We start from the raw sequence: 16,522 nt of genomic DNA on the forward strand, positions 1-16,522 counted from the left end.
ATGGGGAAATCAATGGTCACCCTTTCATCAGCGTTTTAGCCATCTCTAGAAAAGCATCCCGGTAATCTTTATCTTTTTTCGTGAACATCGTTAAGCGGACGGGGGCTTTTTCATCCTTGAGCAAAATGGAAGTGATGACATCATCCCCACTTTCCACTTCAAATCCTGTGCCGCTCTCGATATCGAGTGAAGGATCCCTAATCGTTTCTGAAATGCTTTTCAGCTGGTCTTGAACATTTTCTTCCACCTCATCCCAACTGACATCGGCCTTCAACAATTCGATTCTCATATAAATGGATTCATCTTCAATCAGGAACACAATATCTTTTCCAGGTTCTTCGGCACTTAACCTGAATTGTTGCAAAACATAGAGGCTGAACGGTTGATTATCGCTTTTTTTTAGGAATGCTGTTTTTTCTTTTGCTTCCCCGTTCATTGTATACTGCAGGTTTTGCTCCATCAGTCTTATTTTATTACGATTGCCTCTTTGAGAAGTGTTGCCTCCGTTCTCCTCTTTTATTGAATCTTCCTGTGGCTCATCTGCATTTTCGTCTGTGGCCGTACCGCAGCCAGTCAGCAGAAAAGCGGCGAATGTGACACAGCCAATATAACGTGTCCAACAAGTCATGTGTTTCCCTCCTCTTTCTGATAGAAATTTCAAACTGGATATTCCTGCATCACATACAGGTGCTTTTCCCTTTAATGAATTAGACGGCATGAAATGGAAATGGTTACAAAAAGCGGGGGAATCGAATGGGGCGATTGCTAAAAAGTGAAAAACGGAATGGTCATCTAGTAACCATCCCGTTTGATAAATTGAATTATCCTATGATTTTATAATTTTTATGGTTTACGACTGTTTTTTGTTCAAGCTCCAAATCACGATAATTTTCCATATACGTGACGTCCACGATTACTGAGTTCTCGTTCACTTTCTCGACGATTCCTTTTAAGCCTTCTCTAAATTCAATGATATTTCCAACTTCCGCTTTCTTCATGGTAATCATCCTTTCCCATTTTGTTTCCAATGATCAAAAAGTAACAATGGAGTAATTGGATTATTCGAACATCTTGCCGTTTAGATTTTGACGTGGGAAGTGCTAGTAAGAGAATTAGTTATCTCTTATGTCGGTACAGTAAGCTAAACTTTTAAAAGGAGGTACGATTCTTGTAATGGAGCGTTGTAAAGATGTGGCATAATTTGGTATATCTTGCAAACGCAGTTATGCGTACCAGTATGTAATTATATGTACAAAAAATGCCAATCATTTTACATTATGATATTTTAATATACAGTTTGCACTATTTTAAAGCATTCGTAAAGAATAATGTAGTAAGTGGGCAACAAAAAATTCCGATTTATATGAAGTGGCAAGTTTATGTTAAAATGAAAGCGGAATTTCTCCTGTCTGAAAATGATGGAACATTCGATAATTAAGGAGGATAATATATGAATGCAGAGGAAGCAAAAGAAGTACTCGATAAATTGGCAAATCGGGAAATGGAAGAGTTCCGGATAACAAAAGAAGAATTTTTAGCTTTTCGTGAGGTTCTTGTTAAAAGGGATGACTTTAAACATTTTCGGGGGAATGCTCAACATAACGGTGTGATAATTTATACGTATTTAGAAGAAGCGAGAAGTTGATGGATGTATAGTTTGGGGTGGCTCATGATTGAGCCGCCCCAAATTATTTATAATGGAAAAATCAATTGTTTCCTTAATTTATTTAAGGCGGACTTTCTCCATGATTTGACGGCTGCAGCAGTAACTTGATATATCTCAGCTATTTCAGTCACGGTTTTATTTTCAAGGTATGTCTGTAAAAGCCAGCGTTGCTGATTCAGTGTCAATCCTTCCGTATAGGTTAATATATTTTCGATCGCAAATGCCTCTTCATGCATTGAAAAAGGATCTTTAATCATCTCTAATAGGAAGGAATCAAAGGGTTCGGTACGGATTTCATATTTATGATGATGCTTTAATTCGTTCAGAATTTTGCCTTTGATTACTGTATAGGCATAGTTGGAGAATTGTCCGTATTCCTCATTGAAATTCCCTAATGACTCCCATAAAGCGATCAAGCCTACTTGAAAATATTCTTCCTTATTTTTATAGATGGAAAGTGAGCGGATAATATGATGGATCATCGGGGTGAATTCTTCCGTTAGCGCTGAGAAATCTTTCATTAAGCAAGTCACCTTTAGAAAGTGCACTTTCCTGTATTCCCGGGTGCTTCTACCATAAATAAATCGATCGGATAAAGCCAAATGGCATAACCGAAAAATGGCGGTAATAACAAGTGGGTTTTAAAGGAGCTAAGAGAACCTTTTTGATGAGAAAAGGATAATTAAGGAAATATTGAGTGTGTGGGACCAAATGAAAAAACACATCCTAAGATTGGATGTGCCGAAACATCATGTTCCGTTTGTCGACAAGGGTAGTTTGGAATGGCCTCATTTAAAACAAGGATATATTTTATAGTTCAACTGTGATTTCCACTTCATCATCTGGGAGCCTCCTCGGCACGCCTGCGGGGGTCCCCCTCAGACCGCTTTTCCTGCAGGAGTCTCGTACACCCGCTCCAATCAACTTTGTTTTAAAACATAGAAATCCTTTTGTCCGCAGGTTTTTTGAGGCGGTGTAAAATTTAGATTTCCACTTCAGGCACTCGCTTTCCGCGGGCGGTCAGGGAGCCTCCTCGGCGCGCCTGCGGGGGTCCCCCTCAGACCGCTTTTCCCGCAGGAGTCTCGAACACCCGCTCCAATCAACTTTGTTTTAAAACATAGAAATCCTTTTGTCCACAGTTTTTTTTGAGGTGGTATAAAATTTAGATTTCCACTTCAGGCACTCGCTTTCCGCGGGCGGTCAGGGAGCCTCCTCGGCGCGCCTGCGGGGTCTCCCTTGCCACGCTTTTCCCGCAGGAGTCTCGAACACCCGCTCCAATCAACTTTGTTTTAAAAGATAGAAATCCTTTTGTCCACAGTTTTTTGAGGCGGTGTAAAATTTAGATTTCCACTTCAGGCACTCGCTTTCCGCGGGTGTTCCGGGAGCCCCTCGGCGCTCTTTAAGCCTGTGGGGTCTCCCTTAGACGCGCTTTTCCGTACCTTCCATTCCAATCAACTTTGTGATATTTAAAAAAACTGCTGGCTCGTCTTATTCCGAACCATGTTTAATTGACTAGTTTATCCTTCATGTTTTTTCTTGTACTCCTTAATGGATGGAAGAAATTTGCGACACTCGTGCCGAATAACTGGCTAGCCGAGACCCCACAGACGCTTGCGTCGAGGAGGCTTGGCAGACAGTCGGCGGAAAGGGAGCGGATTTCTGAAATCAACTGGAATTTTTAAAAGAAAAAACAGCTGGCTCGTCGTCTTATTCCGAAAACCCTATATAAGACTAGTATATCCATCATGTTTTTTTCCTGTACTAATTAATGCATGGAGAAATTTGCTACACTCCAGCCGAATAACTGGCTGGCCGAGACCCCGCAGGCGCTTATACCGAGGAGGCTTGGCAGACAGTCGGCGGAAGGGGAGCGGATTTTTGAAATCAACTCGATCTTTTTTTAAATAAAACCAATGTATTTGTTAACTTTGCGATTTTCTGAATCCAGCATCCTGTGCGTCTTTTTCAGTGCAAAACATTTCTTCTGGTTTAGTTATTTCGTAATATTGGCCCGAAGGAATGTGATAAATTTTATTGCCTTTGGAATTTATATTCCCTTTAATTTGCGGGTTATTGCAAGACCCAGTGGGCTTTTCCGCGGATGCTTCTTTTGACTTCGAATCATCGAACCCTTTTGAAGTTGCATAGTTTTCAATTGACCAAATACCGATTTCGTCTTGTTGGGCTTGTTTTTGAATATTTTCCAATTCATCAAGGTATTTCGTGTTCGGTGCATAAACATAAGCTACCCTCGCCAGTCCTTTTTCCAGCAGGAGTTTATTCACCATTTTACCATCTACATAAAAATAGGCCAGCAGCCGGCCGTATTTATCTCTTTCACCTATGCCGGTTTCTACTTCCACTTTAGAGCCCGAAGGCATGAGTTCCTTGGCGAACTTGCTTGCTTCAGGCCCAAAAGGCTGAACGGGCTTGGATGGGTGCACGGTTTCTGGAGTATCTATCAACAGGAGCCTGACCGTTTCTTGATTTCCATTAGTCATTTTGATTTTTACTGTATCTCCGTCAATAACTTTGATGATCTCGGCTGTGAATGTCTTGCCTTTCTCTTCATTTGAAGAATCCGCACTGGAACGGGTGTCTTCGTTGGAAAGTGAATCTTCCTGTTTGGATTGATTGATCACGTTATTTGAAGCTGCCTGGCAGCCAGACAACGTGATCAGGCAAAGTGCAGTAAGGAGAAAAACATTCAGGTAAGAATGTAAAAAGGAATTTCCGTTCATGATAAGTCCCTCCATTTATTAAGGTGTTTTCCACGTCCGTCATGGATATATTCGGCAGGAATAATACTAACCTATAAAAATGCGAAAGAAAATGAAAATCTTTACATGCATCGCTACCCCATATTAGGATAGTTTCTTATAATGATATCGTGGAGTAAGGGAGGCAGGCGGGTAAAATGATATTCAGGCTAGAAAATATTAAATATAAAGGGATTTTGAATATTGATGATTTGGAAATACCGGCGTGTATGGTTACTTGTTTGACTGGGGAAAGCGGTTCAGGAAAAACCTCACTGCTACGATTATTGAACAGGATGGATGACCCGGATAGCGGTTCGATTTATTATCAGGATCAGTTGCTGGATGAATTCAACCCGATAGAGCTCCGGCGTAAAGTCACAATGCTTTCTCAGGCACCATTCACTTTACCGGGTACGATTGAAGAAAATCTTCAGATTGGCCTGGAATTGACGGAACGGGAAAAAAAGGATAAAGAAGAATTGGTTAAAGCACTTGAAACGGTCCAGTTACAGAAGTCCTTGGACGAGGATGCGGAATATCTTTCTGGCGGGGAGAAACAGAGACTGGCACTGGCGAGGTTACTTTTATTGAACCCCGACGTGTATTTATTGGATGAACCGACTTCAGCTCTTGATGAGGAAGCCGAGCTGACGGTCATGGGGCGTTTTTTAGAAGGAGTGAAGCGGGAAAAAGGAACGGTCATCATGATAACCCATTCAAAACAGCTGGCGGACATGTGTGCTGAACATAGGATCGTTCTGAAAAAGGCGAAGGAGAGTGACTATTAATGGAGTCGAATGGGATAATAGATATTGAGTTCTGGCGTCTTTGTGCGGCCTACGTGTTTGTAGTGATTCTGCTCATAATCGTGAAGTGGCGCGGGATTACACGGGAAAAGCAAATCATGCTGGCCACAGTGCGGATGACTGTCCAACTCATTCTCGCAGGATATGTTTTGACATATATCTTTGAAAATCCCCACCCATTACTTTCTTTAGGATTTTTATGTGCGATGGCCCTATTTTCCATCCATAATATTTTTAAGCAAGTGTCCCATACTCTTAATAAGAAAATCAAAAGGATCGTTATCTTAAGTATGTTGTCAGGTCCCATGGCTGCTTTGTTTTATTTTAATGTGGTCGTGATTCATTTCACGCCATGGTATGAGCCGAGGTACTTCATTCCAATTGCAGGGATGATCGTGGGGAATGCCATGACCGGAGTGACATTGGCGCTTAAGAACCTCCATGAAGGGATAAGCGGTAATCGTGAAAGGGTAGAAGCGATGTTGATGCTTGGAGCGACTCCAGCGAGGGCTGTGAAGAAATATGTGGATGCTGCATTCGACTCGGCTGTGCTCCCGACTTTGAACAATATGCTCGGGATGGGGATTATCTTCCTTCCAGGAATGATGACAGGGCAAATCATTTCGGGGATAAGCCCGCTAATTGCTATTGAGTACCAGATTGCGATTCTGATTGGAATTCTCGGAAGTGTTTCATTAACGGTGGTCCTTTTCATTATGCTGAGTTTCAGGGCTTTTTTTACCAAAAATGCACAGCTGTCCATTTAATCATTGAAGAATCTGAAAAGTAATAGTTGCAGTTCCATCTATATTTTTGTACTATTTTGTAGGTACCAATAGTTTTGGTTTGTTTGTTGGGAATGATAATGCTATCCTGATAAGGAAAAGGGCATTTCTTTTTTCATTTGGATAGAGAACACCCCTTACATAACCTATTTTTGTTAATTTATCTTAAAGGAGATTGATCTATATGGTAGAAAAAACATTTACAGTAACTGCAGAAACAGGAATTCACGCGCGTCCGGCAACATTGCTAGTACAAGCTGCTGGAAAATTTGATTCAGAAATAAACCTTGCATATAAAGAGAAAAAAGTGAACCTTAAGTCCATTATGGGTGTAATGTCCCTAGGTATCGGCAAAGGTGCGGAAATTACGATTTCTGCTGAAGGAAGCGATGAAAATGATGCATTGAACACACTTGCTGAAACGTTGAACAGAGAAGGATTAGCAGAATAATGTCCACTTTGATTAGTGGAATAGCAGCTTCAAACGGAATAGCCATCGCTAAAGCCTATCGACTGACTGAGCCAGATTTATCGATTGTAAAAAGAAGCATAGATGATGTTGGGGCTGAAATATCCCGTTTTAAGGAAGCTATTCAAAAGTCAATAAATGAATTGGAAATAATCAGGGATAAAGCCGAAAAGGATCTAGGGGCCGATAAAGCCGCAATCTTTGACGCTCACCTGCTTGTTTTGGCTGATCCGGAACTTATCACTCCAATTCAGGATAAAATACAATCAGAAAACGTCAACGCAGAGTTTTCCTTAAATGAAACCGCAAGCATGTTCATTACGATGTTTGAACAAATGGATAATGAATACATGAAGGAACGAGCAGCGGATATCCGTGACGTCACGAAACGGGTGCTGTCACATCTTTTAGGTGTTCATATTCCTAACCCTAGCATGATTGCTGAAGAAGTGATCATCATTGCGGAGGATTTGACTCCATCCGATACAGCACAGTTGAATCCGGCATATGTTAAAGGATTCACGACCGATATCGGTGGACGTACATCCCATTCAGCCATAATGGCCCGTTCATTGGAAATTCCAGCAGTCGTTGGAGCGAAGTCAGTGACCTCTTCCATTGAAAATGGTGACTTGGTCATAATTGACGGGTTAAAGGGTGAAGTCCACATCAATCCCACTCCTGAACTCGTGAAGCGCTACGAAGAGGAGCAGGAAGCCTATGCCAGGCAAAAAGCTGAGTGGGCGAAACTTGTTCATGAAAAAACCGTTACGAATGATGGCCACCATGTGGAATTGGCAGCCAATATTGGCACGCCGAAAGATCTGGAGGGCGTACATCAAAATGGCGGTGAAGGCATCGGGTTATATCGTACGGAATTTCTTTATATGGGCAGAAATGACTTTCCAAGTGAAGAAGAACAGTTTGAGGCATACAAAGCTGTGCTGGAAGGGATGTCAGGGAAGCCTGTAGTCGTCAGAACGCTTGATATAGGCGGAGACAAGGAGTTGCCTTATTTAGAGCTTCCTAAGGAAATGAACCCTTTCCTTGGCTACCGTGCGATTCGCCTTTGCTTAAATGAGCAGGAGATTTTCCGGACCCAGCTGCGTGCCCTGCTTCGTGCAAGCATTTACGGGGATTTGAAGATCATGTTCCCGATGATTGCAACACTGGCTGAATTCCGCGAAGCTAAAGCCGTCTTGGCTGAAGTCAGGCAGGAATTGCTTGATAATGGTATTCAAGTTGCCGAAAAGATTGAAGTCGGAATCATGGTTGAAATTCCTTCAACTGCAGTGATGGCGGATATATTTGCTAAGGAAGTCGATTTCTTCAGCATAGGCACTAATGACTTGATTCAGTATACGATGGCCGCTGACCGAATGAATGAGAGAGTATCTTATTTGTATCAACCATACAATCCAGCGATTTTACGCTTGGTTAAAATGGTCATAGATGCAGCTCATAAAGAAGGGAAATGGGCCGGAATGTGCGGGGAAATGGCTGGAGATGAAGTGGCCATCCCGATTTTAATCGGATTGGGCCTTGATGAATTCTCAATGAGTGCCACTTCGATTTTAAAAGCACGTTCTTTAATTAGCCAACTTTCGCTTGAAGAGATGAAAAAATTATCTCAGGAAGTTCTGGGGCTGGACACGAATGATAATGTGAAAGAAGCGGTTGTTAACGCTTTGAAGAAATAATTAAAATCAGGAAAACAGCACCCCATCCATTAGAACCTTCGGATGGGGTGCTGTCCTGTAATTCTTGTTTACTTTAAAGAAAAAATGTTTATTGCACCAAAATAGGGGTAAATAAAAAGCAAGCACAGTTGTTTAGCTCTTTTAGGGCAGCTGACATTCTCATTTCCCCCTTTGAAGCCGGTTGGTTATCCAGCCGGCTATTTTTTTTGCAAATAAAAAATCACAAGAATGATTATTGAGATTTTTCACTTTACGGTTATAACGATATAATGGAATTATATTTTTAAGAAGATGGAGGTTAGATATAATATGGAATTACATTTGGAAAAGAAAAACGCCTTGATTTTAGCTTCAAGTCAAGGTTTGGGGATGGCTATGGCAGCCGAATTGGTTAAAGAAGGAGCAAATGTCATGCTAGCCAGCCGTGATGGGGAAAAGCTAGCCGCCGTACAAAGGGAATTATCACAGCTTGGGACGGGTAAAGTTTCTTATAAGGTAACGGATATAACAAAAGCTGAAGATATTAATAGCCTGGTTGCGCAAACCGCTGAAGAATTCGGCGGTATCGATATTCTTATTAATAATGCCGGAGGTCCTCCAGGAGGTTCTTTTTCAGATTTCAATGATGAAGAATGGCAACAATCTTTTGAACTTAATTTACTAAGCTTCATAAGGACGATTCGTGAGAGCTTGCCACATTTAAAAAAACAAGGCGGGAAAATCGTTAATATTGCTTCTTCATCCATTAAGGAACCGATTCCAGGACTGATATTATCGAATACATTCCGGACGGCAATCGTTGGTTTGTCGAAGACGTTAGCTTCAGAATTAGCACCAGACAGGATTTTGATCAATACAGTCGGTCCAGGAAGAATCGCAACGGATCGTGTTCAGCACCTTGATAAGATGAATGCAGAGAAACAAGGCGTCACTCCTGAGGAGATGACTGAACTGTCCATTAATAAAATCCCTCTTGGGCGTTATGGGGAACCCGAGGAATTTGCAAAGTTCGTTACTTTCCTTGTTTCAGGTGCTAATACATATATAACGGGGCAGTCCTATTTAGTTGACGGAGGTATGATAAAGTCCATTTAAGTTCTGTTTTAAACAAAATGATTGGGAGGAATCTGCATTGATGCAATCGAACAAAGTGATCGGCTTCATTGGTTTAGGAGTTATGGGAAAAAGCATGGCCGCACATCTGCTTAAGGCGGGGTTTGAGGTATTTGTTTATACAAGGACGAAAGATAAGTCAAGTGAACTGCTCTCACAGGGAGCAAAGTGGGCAGCTGCTCCAAAGGAAATTGCGCAAAAAGCTAATGTGATCATTTCCATGGTGGGATACCCTAGTGATGTGGAGGAAATCTATCTTGGGGAAAATGGGCTTATCGAGAACGGGAAACAAGGAACCTATTTAATCGATATGACGACCTCGACTCCAACTTTGGCAGTGAAGATAGCAGAGGAAGCGAAGAAAAGGGGCATGGAATCCTTGGATGCACCGGTTTCCGGAGGAGATATCGGTGCTCGTGATGCAAAGCTCACGATCATGGTCGGCGGGTCTAGTGAGGCATTTGAAGCGGTCCGGCCCATTTTTGAAATCCTTGGCAGCAATGTTGTCCATCAAGGCCCCGCTGGTTCAGGACAGCATACGAAAATGTGCAATCAAATCGCCATTGCATCCAATATGATCGGAGTGACTGAAGCGATTTCCTATGCCAAAAAGGCGGGGTTGGATCCGGACCGGGTATTAAGAAGCATATCATCGGGGTCTGCAGGGAGCTGGTCATTGTCCAATCTCGTACCGCGGATGGTTGAAGGGGATTTTGAACCTGGTTTTTATATCAAGCATTTTATCAAGGATATGAAGATTGCACTCGATGAAGCGGAAAGAATGGGAATGGACGCTCCTGGATTAAGCCTGAGCAAATCCCTGTATGAGGGGCTGGCAGAAGCTGGCGAAGAAAATAGCGGTACACAGGCATTATATAAACATTATAATTAAGTGCTAGCATTTCTTTATCATGAATAAGCTGATAGCGACAGCCTTTACAAAAAGGAGTGAAAGCTATGGGCGAATTCGATGATATCAATATGAAATTCCAGGAATTAGAAGATGGTCGATATATTGTAAGGATTGAAGGTTTTAAACGAGAAAAAACCATTCATCAAACAAAGCCCATTCGTTGGGATCTGAAATTAATGAATGAAAGTCCGCTAATCTTGCCGGTGAAATTCAGTCATATCGAAACGAATGCCGGTTTTCAGATACTGATGCGCGAATTGAAGAGCTTAGGCTTTTCAAAGCCGCGCTCCGCAAAGGAATTTGAAGAAGTGATGGCTGATTTACTTGGGTCCATCGTTGAAGTGAGCCTTACCACGACAAATAAGGAAGAAGGATATCGGGAAATTCGTTTTTTACGAAGATTGTATTAGTTGGCGGCAAGGTGAAAAGCCTTAGGTAGCCTGACATCCTTGAAAATTGGAAAGTGGCCTTCAATTGAAGGCCACTATTTTTTGCGATTACTTTTTAGCTAAAAAAGCTTCAATACGGTCCAAGGCCTTTTCCAGGGTCTCCATGGAATAGGCATAAGATATCCTGAAGTACCCTTCGCCAAGGGGAGAGAAGGCATCTCCAGGGACCACTGCCACTTTTTCCTGTTGAACAAGCTTAAGGCAAAAGTCAAGGGAAGAGTCATAGCCTTCAGGCAGCTTTATAAAGAAGTAAAAGGCACCATTTGGTTTGACTATTTCCAGTTTCATCGCTTGTAAGCGACTGTACACGTATTCCCGTCTCCGTGCATACTCAGTCTTCATGGGGATTGCATCATTTCTGCCTGCCGTCAATGCTTCCAAGGCAGCTCTCTGCGATATGGATGCGGCACATGTCACATTGTATTGGTGAACCTTCAGGAGATGCTGAGAGATGGCTGCAGGCGCAAACAGAAGGCCAATCCTCCACCCGGTCATGGAATGGGACTTGGACAATCCGTTCAAGACGATGGTTTGTTCTTTTAAGAAAGTGGCAATCGAAACATGCTCCTGATCGAATACCAGCTCACTGTATATCTCATCAGCCAATATGAAGATGTCCTTGCCCCTAACAAGTTCGGCAATGTCCAATAATTCTTCGGCAGTTAATGTAACCCCGGTCGGATTCGATGGATAGGGCAGAACGATGCACCGAGTGTTTTCAGTTATGTACTTTTCAAGTATATCTGCCGTCAAACGAAATCCATTTTTTGTTGTATCGGCATAAACAGGTGTTGCGCCGCACATCTTAATGATGGGTTCGTATCCCGGATATACCGGACCCGGTAATATTACTTCGTTCCCTGGGACGAGGATCGTCCGAAAGGCAATGTCTATGCCTTCGCTGGCACCAGAGGTCACGATCACTTCATTCGCGGGATCATAGTCAAGATTGTATTTATCTTTTACATAATTTGAAGCGGCTTCCCTTAATTCCAGATAGCCGGCATTGTGAGTATAAACGGTATAGTCATTATTGATGGCTTGTTTTGCCGCTTCTTTAATATGCGTTGGAGTTGGAAAGTCAGGCTGTCCTATCGTTAAGGAAATGGTGCCTTCGATATCAGCGACCATATTGTAGAATTTGCGGATTCCTGATATTTGTACGTCTTTTACTAGAGGGTTTATTAAATGTTCCATCTATGAATATCCTCCCTTATCTACCTACATGAATTTATGTACTATGTTTGACTCATTCATCCTATTTTATCATTTAGTTTGGAGGGGGAGAAAACTTTTTGAGATTAATGAAATAAAGGTATAATGTATGATAAGAAAATTTTGAGGGTTGATACATTTGATAAGGACTTGCGCAATTACTTCTAATCAAGAAATCAGTTTTGATTTACCGCTAACGGAAATGAATAATCCGGATATCGAGTGGTACTGGGTGGATTTTTCCAATCCCACAAACAAGGAAATCGAACTTTTAACCAATCATTTTCACTTTCATCCGCTGGCAATTGAAGATTGCCTGGATGATTTTAATCAACGTCCCAAAATGGACTTTTATGAAGGCTACCAATTTCTTGTGATTCATGCTTTAAGGGAGAAGGTATTTAAAGCAGTGGAATTGGATATGTTTGTTGGTGAAAAATGGATAGTCAGTTTTCATAAGGAAGATATGCTTGAACTGGAAAAGGTATGGGAAGAAATTGCCGGTAATAAAATGTTGAAGCAAAGTCCCTTTTTCTTGATGCATAGGATAATTGACAGGATCGTCGATGAATTCTTCCCGCCGGTTTATAAAATTGAAAGCGAATTGGCTAGCATTGAGGAAAATACTGAAAATGACACGATTAACGAATTGATGGATCAGCTTTTCGATTTACGTACAGATATGTCCAGGCTCCGTCGGACCATATTGCCGATGCGTGATTTATTGTACAGAATGATTTCATCGGAGCGTCTGAATTACTTGAAAGATCAGCATCTATATTTTAATGATGTGTACGATCATCTTCTTAAATTGACTGAAATGCTTGAATCGTATCGAGATTTTTCGTCCGATATCCGTGATAGCTATTTGTCTGTGAACTCTAATAATATGAATTCAACGATGATGACATTGACTGTCATCACTACCATTTTCATGCCGCTGACCTTCATAGTGGGCGTATATGGGATGAACTTTGAATATATGCCGGAATTAAATTGGCATTATGGCTATTTCCTCATTCTTGGAACGATGGGCGGTATTGCCTTGATGATGTTTTTATTCTTTGTAAAAAAAGGTTGGCTAAATCCAAAGAAAAGGTCGCGAAAGAGATAAGAAACATTTCAGAAATTGGTGAGTATGCATTATTTAGTTTGCGCGTCGGGGGTTTATATCGAAGGGATAGGCTTACGAACGATATGGTGGCGGAATGACAGTGGTGAAAATGAGCTTGGAATAAGGGGGACTCAGATGGGTCCCTTTTTTGTTTGGGCTTTAATAAAGGCTCTTTTCGTAAAGATTGTTGTTTTTAAAACGAAACTATTTAAGGTTGATTGGAGCGGAAGTGCGAGACTCCTGCGGGAGCAGCGGGACTGGTGAGACCCCACAGGCGTTTACGCCGAGGAGGCTCACCGGCCCCGCGGAAAGCGAGCCTCTGGAGGGGAAATCAACCACAACTCACTACCTGGTAAATAGCAACAAAGTCTGTGAAAACAGCCTTAATAAATGATCACTTCTGGATTTTTTTATCCATGCTCTAAACAAAAGAAATATTTAACCGAATTATTAGGTATGAGTTCATTGATGAAACCATGATATTTTTCCTAGCGGTTTAATGATTTATGGAATTTTGAAATGAAAAAGCAGAAGGGCGGGATGAAACAGTGGAAGCAAATAAAGGTATATTACTGGAAAGTGGAACGAATGAGCTTGAGATAGTGGAATTCGGTCTCGGAAAGAATAAATTCGGCATTAACGTAATTAAGGTGAAGGAAATCATCAATCCTGTCCCCATCACGCTTGTCCCTCATTCCCATCCAAATGTGGAGGGGATCATCGAGCTTCGCGGAGAAGTACTGCCAGTTGTGAATGTCGCGGATGCTTTAGGGTTTCCTCCATCTGAAACTCCTGAGCAGGATAAATTCATAGTGGCTGAATTCAATCAGCAAAAAGTGGTTTTCCATGTCCATACCGTAACACAGATCCACCGTATTTCCTGGTCCCAAATCGAAAAGCCTTCGGATATGTATCAGGGCCTTGAAAGTCAGATTATCGGAGTAATAAAATTAAAAAGTGAAATGTTACTGTTACTCGATTTTGAAAAAATAGTGGTCGAAATCAATCCAGAATCAGGAATAAACATCCAACAGGTAAAAAAGCTTGGTATCCGGCAAAATTCTGACAAGAGGATCCTGATTGCTGAAGATTCACCATTACTGAGAAAGCTGCTGTTCGATACATTGTCAGAAGCAGGATTCAAGTACTTGGAGTTTTATGAGAATGGACTTGATGCATTTAATTATCTTGAGAATTTGATTGAATCAGGAAAAGTGGTTGAAGATGAAGTGCAACTGGTGATTACCGATATTGAGATGCCTCAGATGGATGGACATCATTTGACAAGAAGAATAAAGGAAAACAGGGAACTCGCTGGGCTGCCGGTGATTATTTTCTCTTCTTTGATTACTGATCGCCTGCGTCATAAAGGTCAGGTCGTAGGGGCTGACGCGCAAATCAGCAAGCCTGAAATTGCAGAGATTATACAGTTGATAGACAGATTGGTATTATGAATGTGAAAAAGGGCCGATGAGGCGTTACCTCACGGCCCTTTTGATTTATCAATGATCAATACTTGGAACCTTTTCCTAAAAAGGAGGATGGGAATGGATTGTGAAAAGGTTGCTTGACCGACTTGCGCCCGTGAGCCCTTTTCTCGGTATTGGTTGTGTTCGGTTGTTTTTCACCTGCTTGTCCAACGTAAGATTGCAGGATCTGTTTGGCTTTTGATAATGACAACGCGGCTTTAGGGTTCCGTATGGAGGCTGCCCGGCTGCCGAGGTGGGGTAGTTTTTTCAAATCTTCCTTAGTGGGAGGTAAATGAAAAACATATGATCCGCATTCGACAATGACATCGGATTGTTGTGCTGCAAAGCGAGGGTTATCAGAGAAATGAAGTCCAATCTTCTTCGCTTTTCCTTCTTGCATAAGCTTGCTTAATGCGAGCCGTTTTAAATTATATAAATTCTTTGGCTCCAATGCAGTCTTTGCATGTTTATTGACAATAAACACGGCTTGGGCAAGGGAGTTTATCGAAAACTCATCCCTTTCAGAATGTCCTTTCGTTTGGTTCATTAGTGGAAACTCCTTTTCTTAATAAGGTTAGAAGGACGTTACATACAGACTTCCTTCAGGAAAAACCTGTTTTATATATTGGTTGAAATAGGGACGTATGTGCAACTAGGCAGAAAATAGTGAAAAAATTAAGCATGTACATCTCTAGGGTATGACCATCATTTCCCAACACTTTACCATCTATTCATTTTCATATTATACCACTTCAAAATATATAGGGAAGTAAAATTCAATCCGACTCCCTTTTGGTCCAAGAAAAAGAAGGCGTTTATGTCGCCTTCTGTCCAACTCTTATTGAGTGTAGATATTGATATTTTCAGATACCCCAGCCTGTGCGCCGAATTGTTGTTGCTGGTAACCCTGAAAGCCTTGATAGGGAGGGTACGCTGGATAAGCAGGGTAAGGAGGGTAGGCGGGCGGGTATGGAGGAGGATATGGAGGATAGACAGGTGGACGGTTATTGAATAGCAACGGTCCAATTGCCAATCCTGCAACAAAAGCTACAGGAGCCAATAGCGGAAAGAAAGGAAAGAAGCGCTCGTCATTCCAATATCCAGGTCCATATTCATTCCCATATGCATTTCTGTAATCGTTCTGCAGCATTATGGTCTGTGGATAGTGGTAGTAAGTTAAATACTGTGTTTGCATAATTAGCCTCCTTTTCTCAAATTCTTTACATAGTATGGATTTTTTAAAGAAAAGAGCCTGTTTCATCTTAATCTGTTATAATGAAGCTACTTATGATAAAAATTTGGGGTGTCCTGGATGGAAAGGTTTAAAAACATTTTTGCAGTCGGTTTTGGAGGAGCGGCTGGAGCGATATTGCGTTATTGCGTAATCTTGTCTGCCAGCCATTCCTTCTTCCCACTTGGAACCCTCTTAATAAATATAGTAGGCAGCTTTTTACTTGGAATGATAAATGGGTATTTCGCCTCAAAAAAGAAATCGTTTGTTTTTTTTGCCCTGGGCAGCGGGTTTTGCGGCGGTTTTACCACAATGTCCACATTTTCTCAGGAAGTGGTGAATCTCCTGCAGACTTCTCTGCCATTGGCAGGAATGTATCTTGGAGCCACGCTTTTATTTGGTTTGGCCGCTGGTTTCCTTGGACTGGGCCTGTTTGAAAAAAGGAGAGGTGAGACTCTTTGATTGAGGTCCTTTCAGTTTTTATAGGAGGCTTTTTTGGGGCAGCTTCTAGATATGTCTTGCAGATTATTTTTAATAGGCTATTGCCAGCCGTCTCGATACCCGTTAGCATTTTACTGATTAATCTTATAGGATCCTTTGGGCTGGGAATGGTGTTGCCAGAGAAAGAAAGCTGGGCTTTATCTTTGCAGGTTTTTCTGACTATAGGTTTCCTTGGCGCTTTTACGACCTTTTCAACATTCAGTATGGAAACACTTGAACTTATAAGAAAACACCGTTATATAGATTGCCTTATCTATATAACGGTGTCTGTTTTAGGTTGTATCGGCACTTTCCTATGTGGCTATTTAAGTATGGTATAACCTTTATGG

Annotated in this window: 18 protein-coding genes and 1 pseudogene; 12 read left to right on the plus strand and 7 right to left on the minus strand. The window is 41.6% G+C overall.

Annotation, left to right across the window (positions count from 1 at the left end; all coding sequences use genetic code 11):
• Nucleotides 1–16: 16 nt before the first annotated feature.
• Both AC2YHV_RS08815 and AC2YHV_RS08820 read right to left on the minus strand, forming a co-directional pair.
• Nucleotides 17–628, minus strand: coding sequence for a hypothetical protein (locus AC2YHV_RS08815; RefSeq protein ID WP_278088832.1), 612 nt, complete (start codon nt 626–628; stop codon nt 17–19).
• A 193-nt stretch (nt 629–821) separates the two neighbouring features.
• On the minus strand, nt 822–998 hold the full coding sequence (locus AC2YHV_RS08820; protein ID WP_064505160.1) for a YkvS family protein: 177 nt from the start codon (nt 996–998) through the stop codon (nt 822–824).
• Nucleotides 999–1,450: 452 nt separating this feature from the next.
• Here AC2YHV_RS08820 and AC2YHV_RS08825 point away from each other — a divergent pair, with 452 nt between their 5' ends.
• Nucleotides 1,451–1,645, plus strand: a complete 195-nt coding sequence (locus AC2YHV_RS08825) for a hypothetical protein (protein ID WP_095389998.1) — start codon at nt 1,451–1,453, stop codon at nt 1,643–1,645.
• A 47-nt stretch (nt 1,646–1,692) separates the two neighbouring features.
• On the opposite strand, the gene AC2YHV_RS08830 is transcribed toward AC2YHV_RS08825, so the two are convergent.
• Nucleotides 1,693–2,187, minus strand: coding sequence for a sigma-70 family RNA polymerase sigma factor (locus AC2YHV_RS08830; RefSeq protein ID WP_063576960.1), 495 nt, complete (start codon nt 2,185–2,187; stop codon nt 1,693–1,695).
• A 1,401-nt stretch (nt 2,188–3,588) separates the two neighbouring features.
• Nucleotides 3,589–4,407, minus strand: a complete 819-nt coding sequence (locus AC2YHV_RS08835) for a thermonuclease family protein (protein WP_487373056.1) — start codon at nt 4,405–4,407, stop codon at nt 3,589–3,591.
• Nucleotides 4,408–4,586: 179 nt separating this feature from the next.
• Between AC2YHV_RS08835 and AC2YHV_RS08840 the strand changes: the two genes are divergently transcribed.
• The 7 genes and pseudogenes from AC2YHV_RS08840 to AC2YHV_RS08870 all read left to right on the plus strand — a co-directional run bounded on the left by AC2YHV_RS08840 (nt 4,587) and on the right by AC2YHV_RS08870 (nt 10,624).
• Complete coding sequence (locus AC2YHV_RS08840; protein ID WP_487373096.1) at nt 4,587–5,216, plus strand: ABC transporter ATP-binding protein; 630 nt, start codon at nt 4,587–4,589, stop codon at nt 5,214–5,216.
• Complete coding sequence (locus tag AC2YHV_RS08845; protein ID WP_057279005.1) at nt 5,216–6,001, plus strand: ABC transporter permease; 786 nt, start codon at nt 5,216–5,218, stop codon at nt 5,999–6,001. The genes AC2YHV_RS08840 and AC2YHV_RS08845 overlap by 1 nt, the downstream gene beginning before the upstream one ends.
• Before the next feature lie 202 nt (nt 6,002–6,203).
• Entirely contained in the window at nt 6,204–6,470 is a 267-nt protein-coding gene (locus tag AC2YHV_RS08850; protein WP_034314127.1) for a phosphocarrier protein HPr, read from the plus strand.
• A complete protein-coding gene (gene ptsP / locus AC2YHV_RS08855; RefSeq protein ID WP_487373057.1) occupies nt 6,470–8,188 on the plus strand; it encodes a phosphoenolpyruvate--protein phosphotransferase in 1,719 nt (572 codons plus the stop codon). The genes AC2YHV_RS08850 and ptsP overlap by 1 nt, the downstream gene beginning before the upstream one ends.
• 309 nt (nt 8,189–8,497) lie before the next feature.
• Nucleotides 8,498–9,283, plus strand: coding sequence for an SDR family oxidoreductase (locus AC2YHV_RS08860; RefSeq protein WP_487373058.1), 786 nt, complete (start codon nt 8,498–8,500; stop codon nt 9,281–9,283).
• Nucleotides 9,284–9,305: 22 nt separating this feature from the next.
• Nucleotides 9,306–10,193, plus strand: a pseudogene (locus AC2YHV_RS08865) (NAD(P)-dependent oxidoreductase); the annotation flags it as partial.
• Between the two features lie 65 nt (nt 10,194–10,258).
• Nucleotides 10,259–10,624 (plus strand): hypothetical protein, encoded by a 366-nt coding sequence (locus AC2YHV_RS08870; protein ID WP_034314117.1) that lies wholly within the window; start codon nt 10,259–10,261, stop codon nt 10,622–10,624.
• 87 nt (nt 10,625–10,711) lie between these two features.
• On the opposite strand, the gene AC2YHV_RS08875 is transcribed toward AC2YHV_RS08870, so the two are convergent.
• Nucleotides 10,712–11,860 carry an aminotransferase A gene (locus tag AC2YHV_RS08875; protein WP_487373059.1) on the minus strand — a complete coding sequence of 383 codons (1,149 nt, stop codon included), beginning with the start codon at nt 11,858–11,860 and terminating at the stop codon, nt 10,712–10,714.
• Between the two features lie 148 nt (nt 11,861–12,008).
• On the opposite strand from AC2YHV_RS08875, the gene corA reads away from it, so the two are divergent.
• Together corA and AC2YHV_RS08885 are read left to right on the plus strand one after the other, a co-directional pair.
• The gene (corA, locus tag AC2YHV_RS08880) at nt 12,009–12,992 is read left to right on the plus strand and encodes a magnesium/cobalt transporter CorA (RefSeq protein ID WP_170946957.1); all 984 of its coding nucleotides are present in this window, start codon (nt 12,009–12,011) and stop codon (nt 12,990–12,992) included.
• A 548-nt stretch (nt 12,993–13,540) separates the two neighbouring features.
• A complete protein-coding gene (locus AC2YHV_RS08885; protein ID WP_487373060.1) occupies nt 13,541–14,446 on the plus strand; it encodes a chemotaxis protein in 906 nt (301 codons plus the stop codon).
• Nucleotides 14,447–14,501: 55 nt separating this feature from the next.
• Here the strand turns inward: AC2YHV_RS08885 and AC2YHV_RS08890 are convergent, their stop codons facing one another.
• Complete coding sequence (locus AC2YHV_RS08890) at nt 14,502–15,008, minus strand: YkyB family protein (protein ID WP_052137475.1); 507 nt, start codon at nt 15,006–15,008, stop codon at nt 14,502–14,504.
• 291 nt (nt 15,009–15,299) lie between these two features.
• Nucleotides 15,300–15,611: a hypothetical protein gene (locus AC2YHV_RS08895; protein ID WP_413000601.1), complete on the minus strand. Its 312-nt coding sequence runs from the start codon at nt 15,609–15,611 to the stop codon at nt 15,300–15,302.
• A 162-nt stretch (nt 15,612–15,773) separates the two neighbouring features.
• On the opposite strand from AC2YHV_RS08895, the gene AC2YHV_RS08900 reads away from it, so the two are divergent.
• Entirely contained in the window at nt 15,774–16,154 is a 381-nt protein-coding gene (locus AC2YHV_RS08900) for a fluoride efflux transporter FluC (RefSeq protein WP_487373061.1), read from the plus strand.
• Nucleotides 16,151–16,513, plus strand: coding sequence for a fluoride efflux transporter CrcB (gene crcB, locus AC2YHV_RS08905; RefSeq protein ID WP_222620154.1), 363 nt, complete (start codon nt 16,151–16,153; stop codon nt 16,511–16,513). The genes AC2YHV_RS08900 and crcB overlap by 4 nt, the downstream gene beginning before the upstream one ends.
• The last annotated feature ends 9 nt before the right edge of the window (nt 16,514–16,522 follow it).

The organism is Peribacillus sp. SRI_006 (genome assembly GCF_057586375.1).

Bases quoted from the DNA above. Each gene is read 5' to 3' on its own strand.
- AC2YHV_RS08815 (WP_278088832.1), bottom strand. From the start codon at position 628: ATGACTTGTTGGACACGTTATATTGGCTGTGTCACATTCGCCGCTTTT.
- AC2YHV_RS08820 (WP_064505160.1), bottom strand. From the start codon at position 998: ATGAAGAAAGCGGAAGTTGGAAATATCATTGAATTTAGAGAAGGCTTA.
- AC2YHV_RS08825 (WP_095389998.1), top strand. From the start codon at position 1,451: ATGAATGCAGAGGAAGCAAAAGAAGTACTCGATAAATTGGCAAATCGG.
- AC2YHV_RS08830 (WP_063576960.1), bottom strand. From the start codon at position 2,187: ATGAAAGATTTCTCAGCGCTAACGGAAGAATTCACCCCGATGATCCAT.
- AC2YHV_RS08835 (WP_487373056.1), bottom strand. From the start codon at position 4,407: ATGAACGGAAATTCCTTTTTACATTCTTACCTGAATGTTTTTCTCCTT.
- AC2YHV_RS08845 (WP_057279005.1), top strand. From the start codon at position 5,216: ATGGAGTCGAATGGGATAATAGATATTGAGTTCTGGCGTCTTTGTGCG.
- AC2YHV_RS08850 (WP_034314127.1), top strand. From the start codon at position 6,204: ATGGTAGAAAAAACATTTACAGTAACTGCAGAAACAGGAATTCACGCG.
- ptsP (WP_487373057.1), top strand. From the start codon at position 6,470: ATGTCCACTTTGATTAGTGGAATAGCAGCTTCAAACGGAATAGCCATC.
- AC2YHV_RS08860 (WP_487373058.1), top strand. From the start codon at position 8,498: ATGGAATTACATTTGGAAAAGAAAAACGCCTTGATTTTAGCTTCAAGT.
- AC2YHV_RS08870 (WP_034314117.1), top strand. From the start codon at position 10,259: ATGGGCGAATTCGATGATATCAATATGAAATTCCAGGAATTAGAAGAT.
- AC2YHV_RS08875 (WP_487373059.1), bottom strand. From the start codon at position 11,860: ATGGAACATTTAATAAACCCTCTAGTAAAAGACGTACAAATATCAGGA.
- AC2YHV_RS08890 (WP_052137475.1), bottom strand. From the start codon at position 15,008: ATGAACCAAACGAAAGGACATTCTGAAAGGGATGAGTTTTCGATAAAC.
- AC2YHV_RS08895 (WP_413000601.1), bottom strand. From the start codon at position 15,611: ATGCTGCAGAACGATTACAGAAATGCATATGGGAATGAATATGGACCT.
- AC2YHV_RS08900 (WP_487373061.1), top strand. From the start codon at position 15,774: ATGGAAAGGTTTAAAAACATTTTTGCAGTCGGTTTTGGAGGAGCGGCT.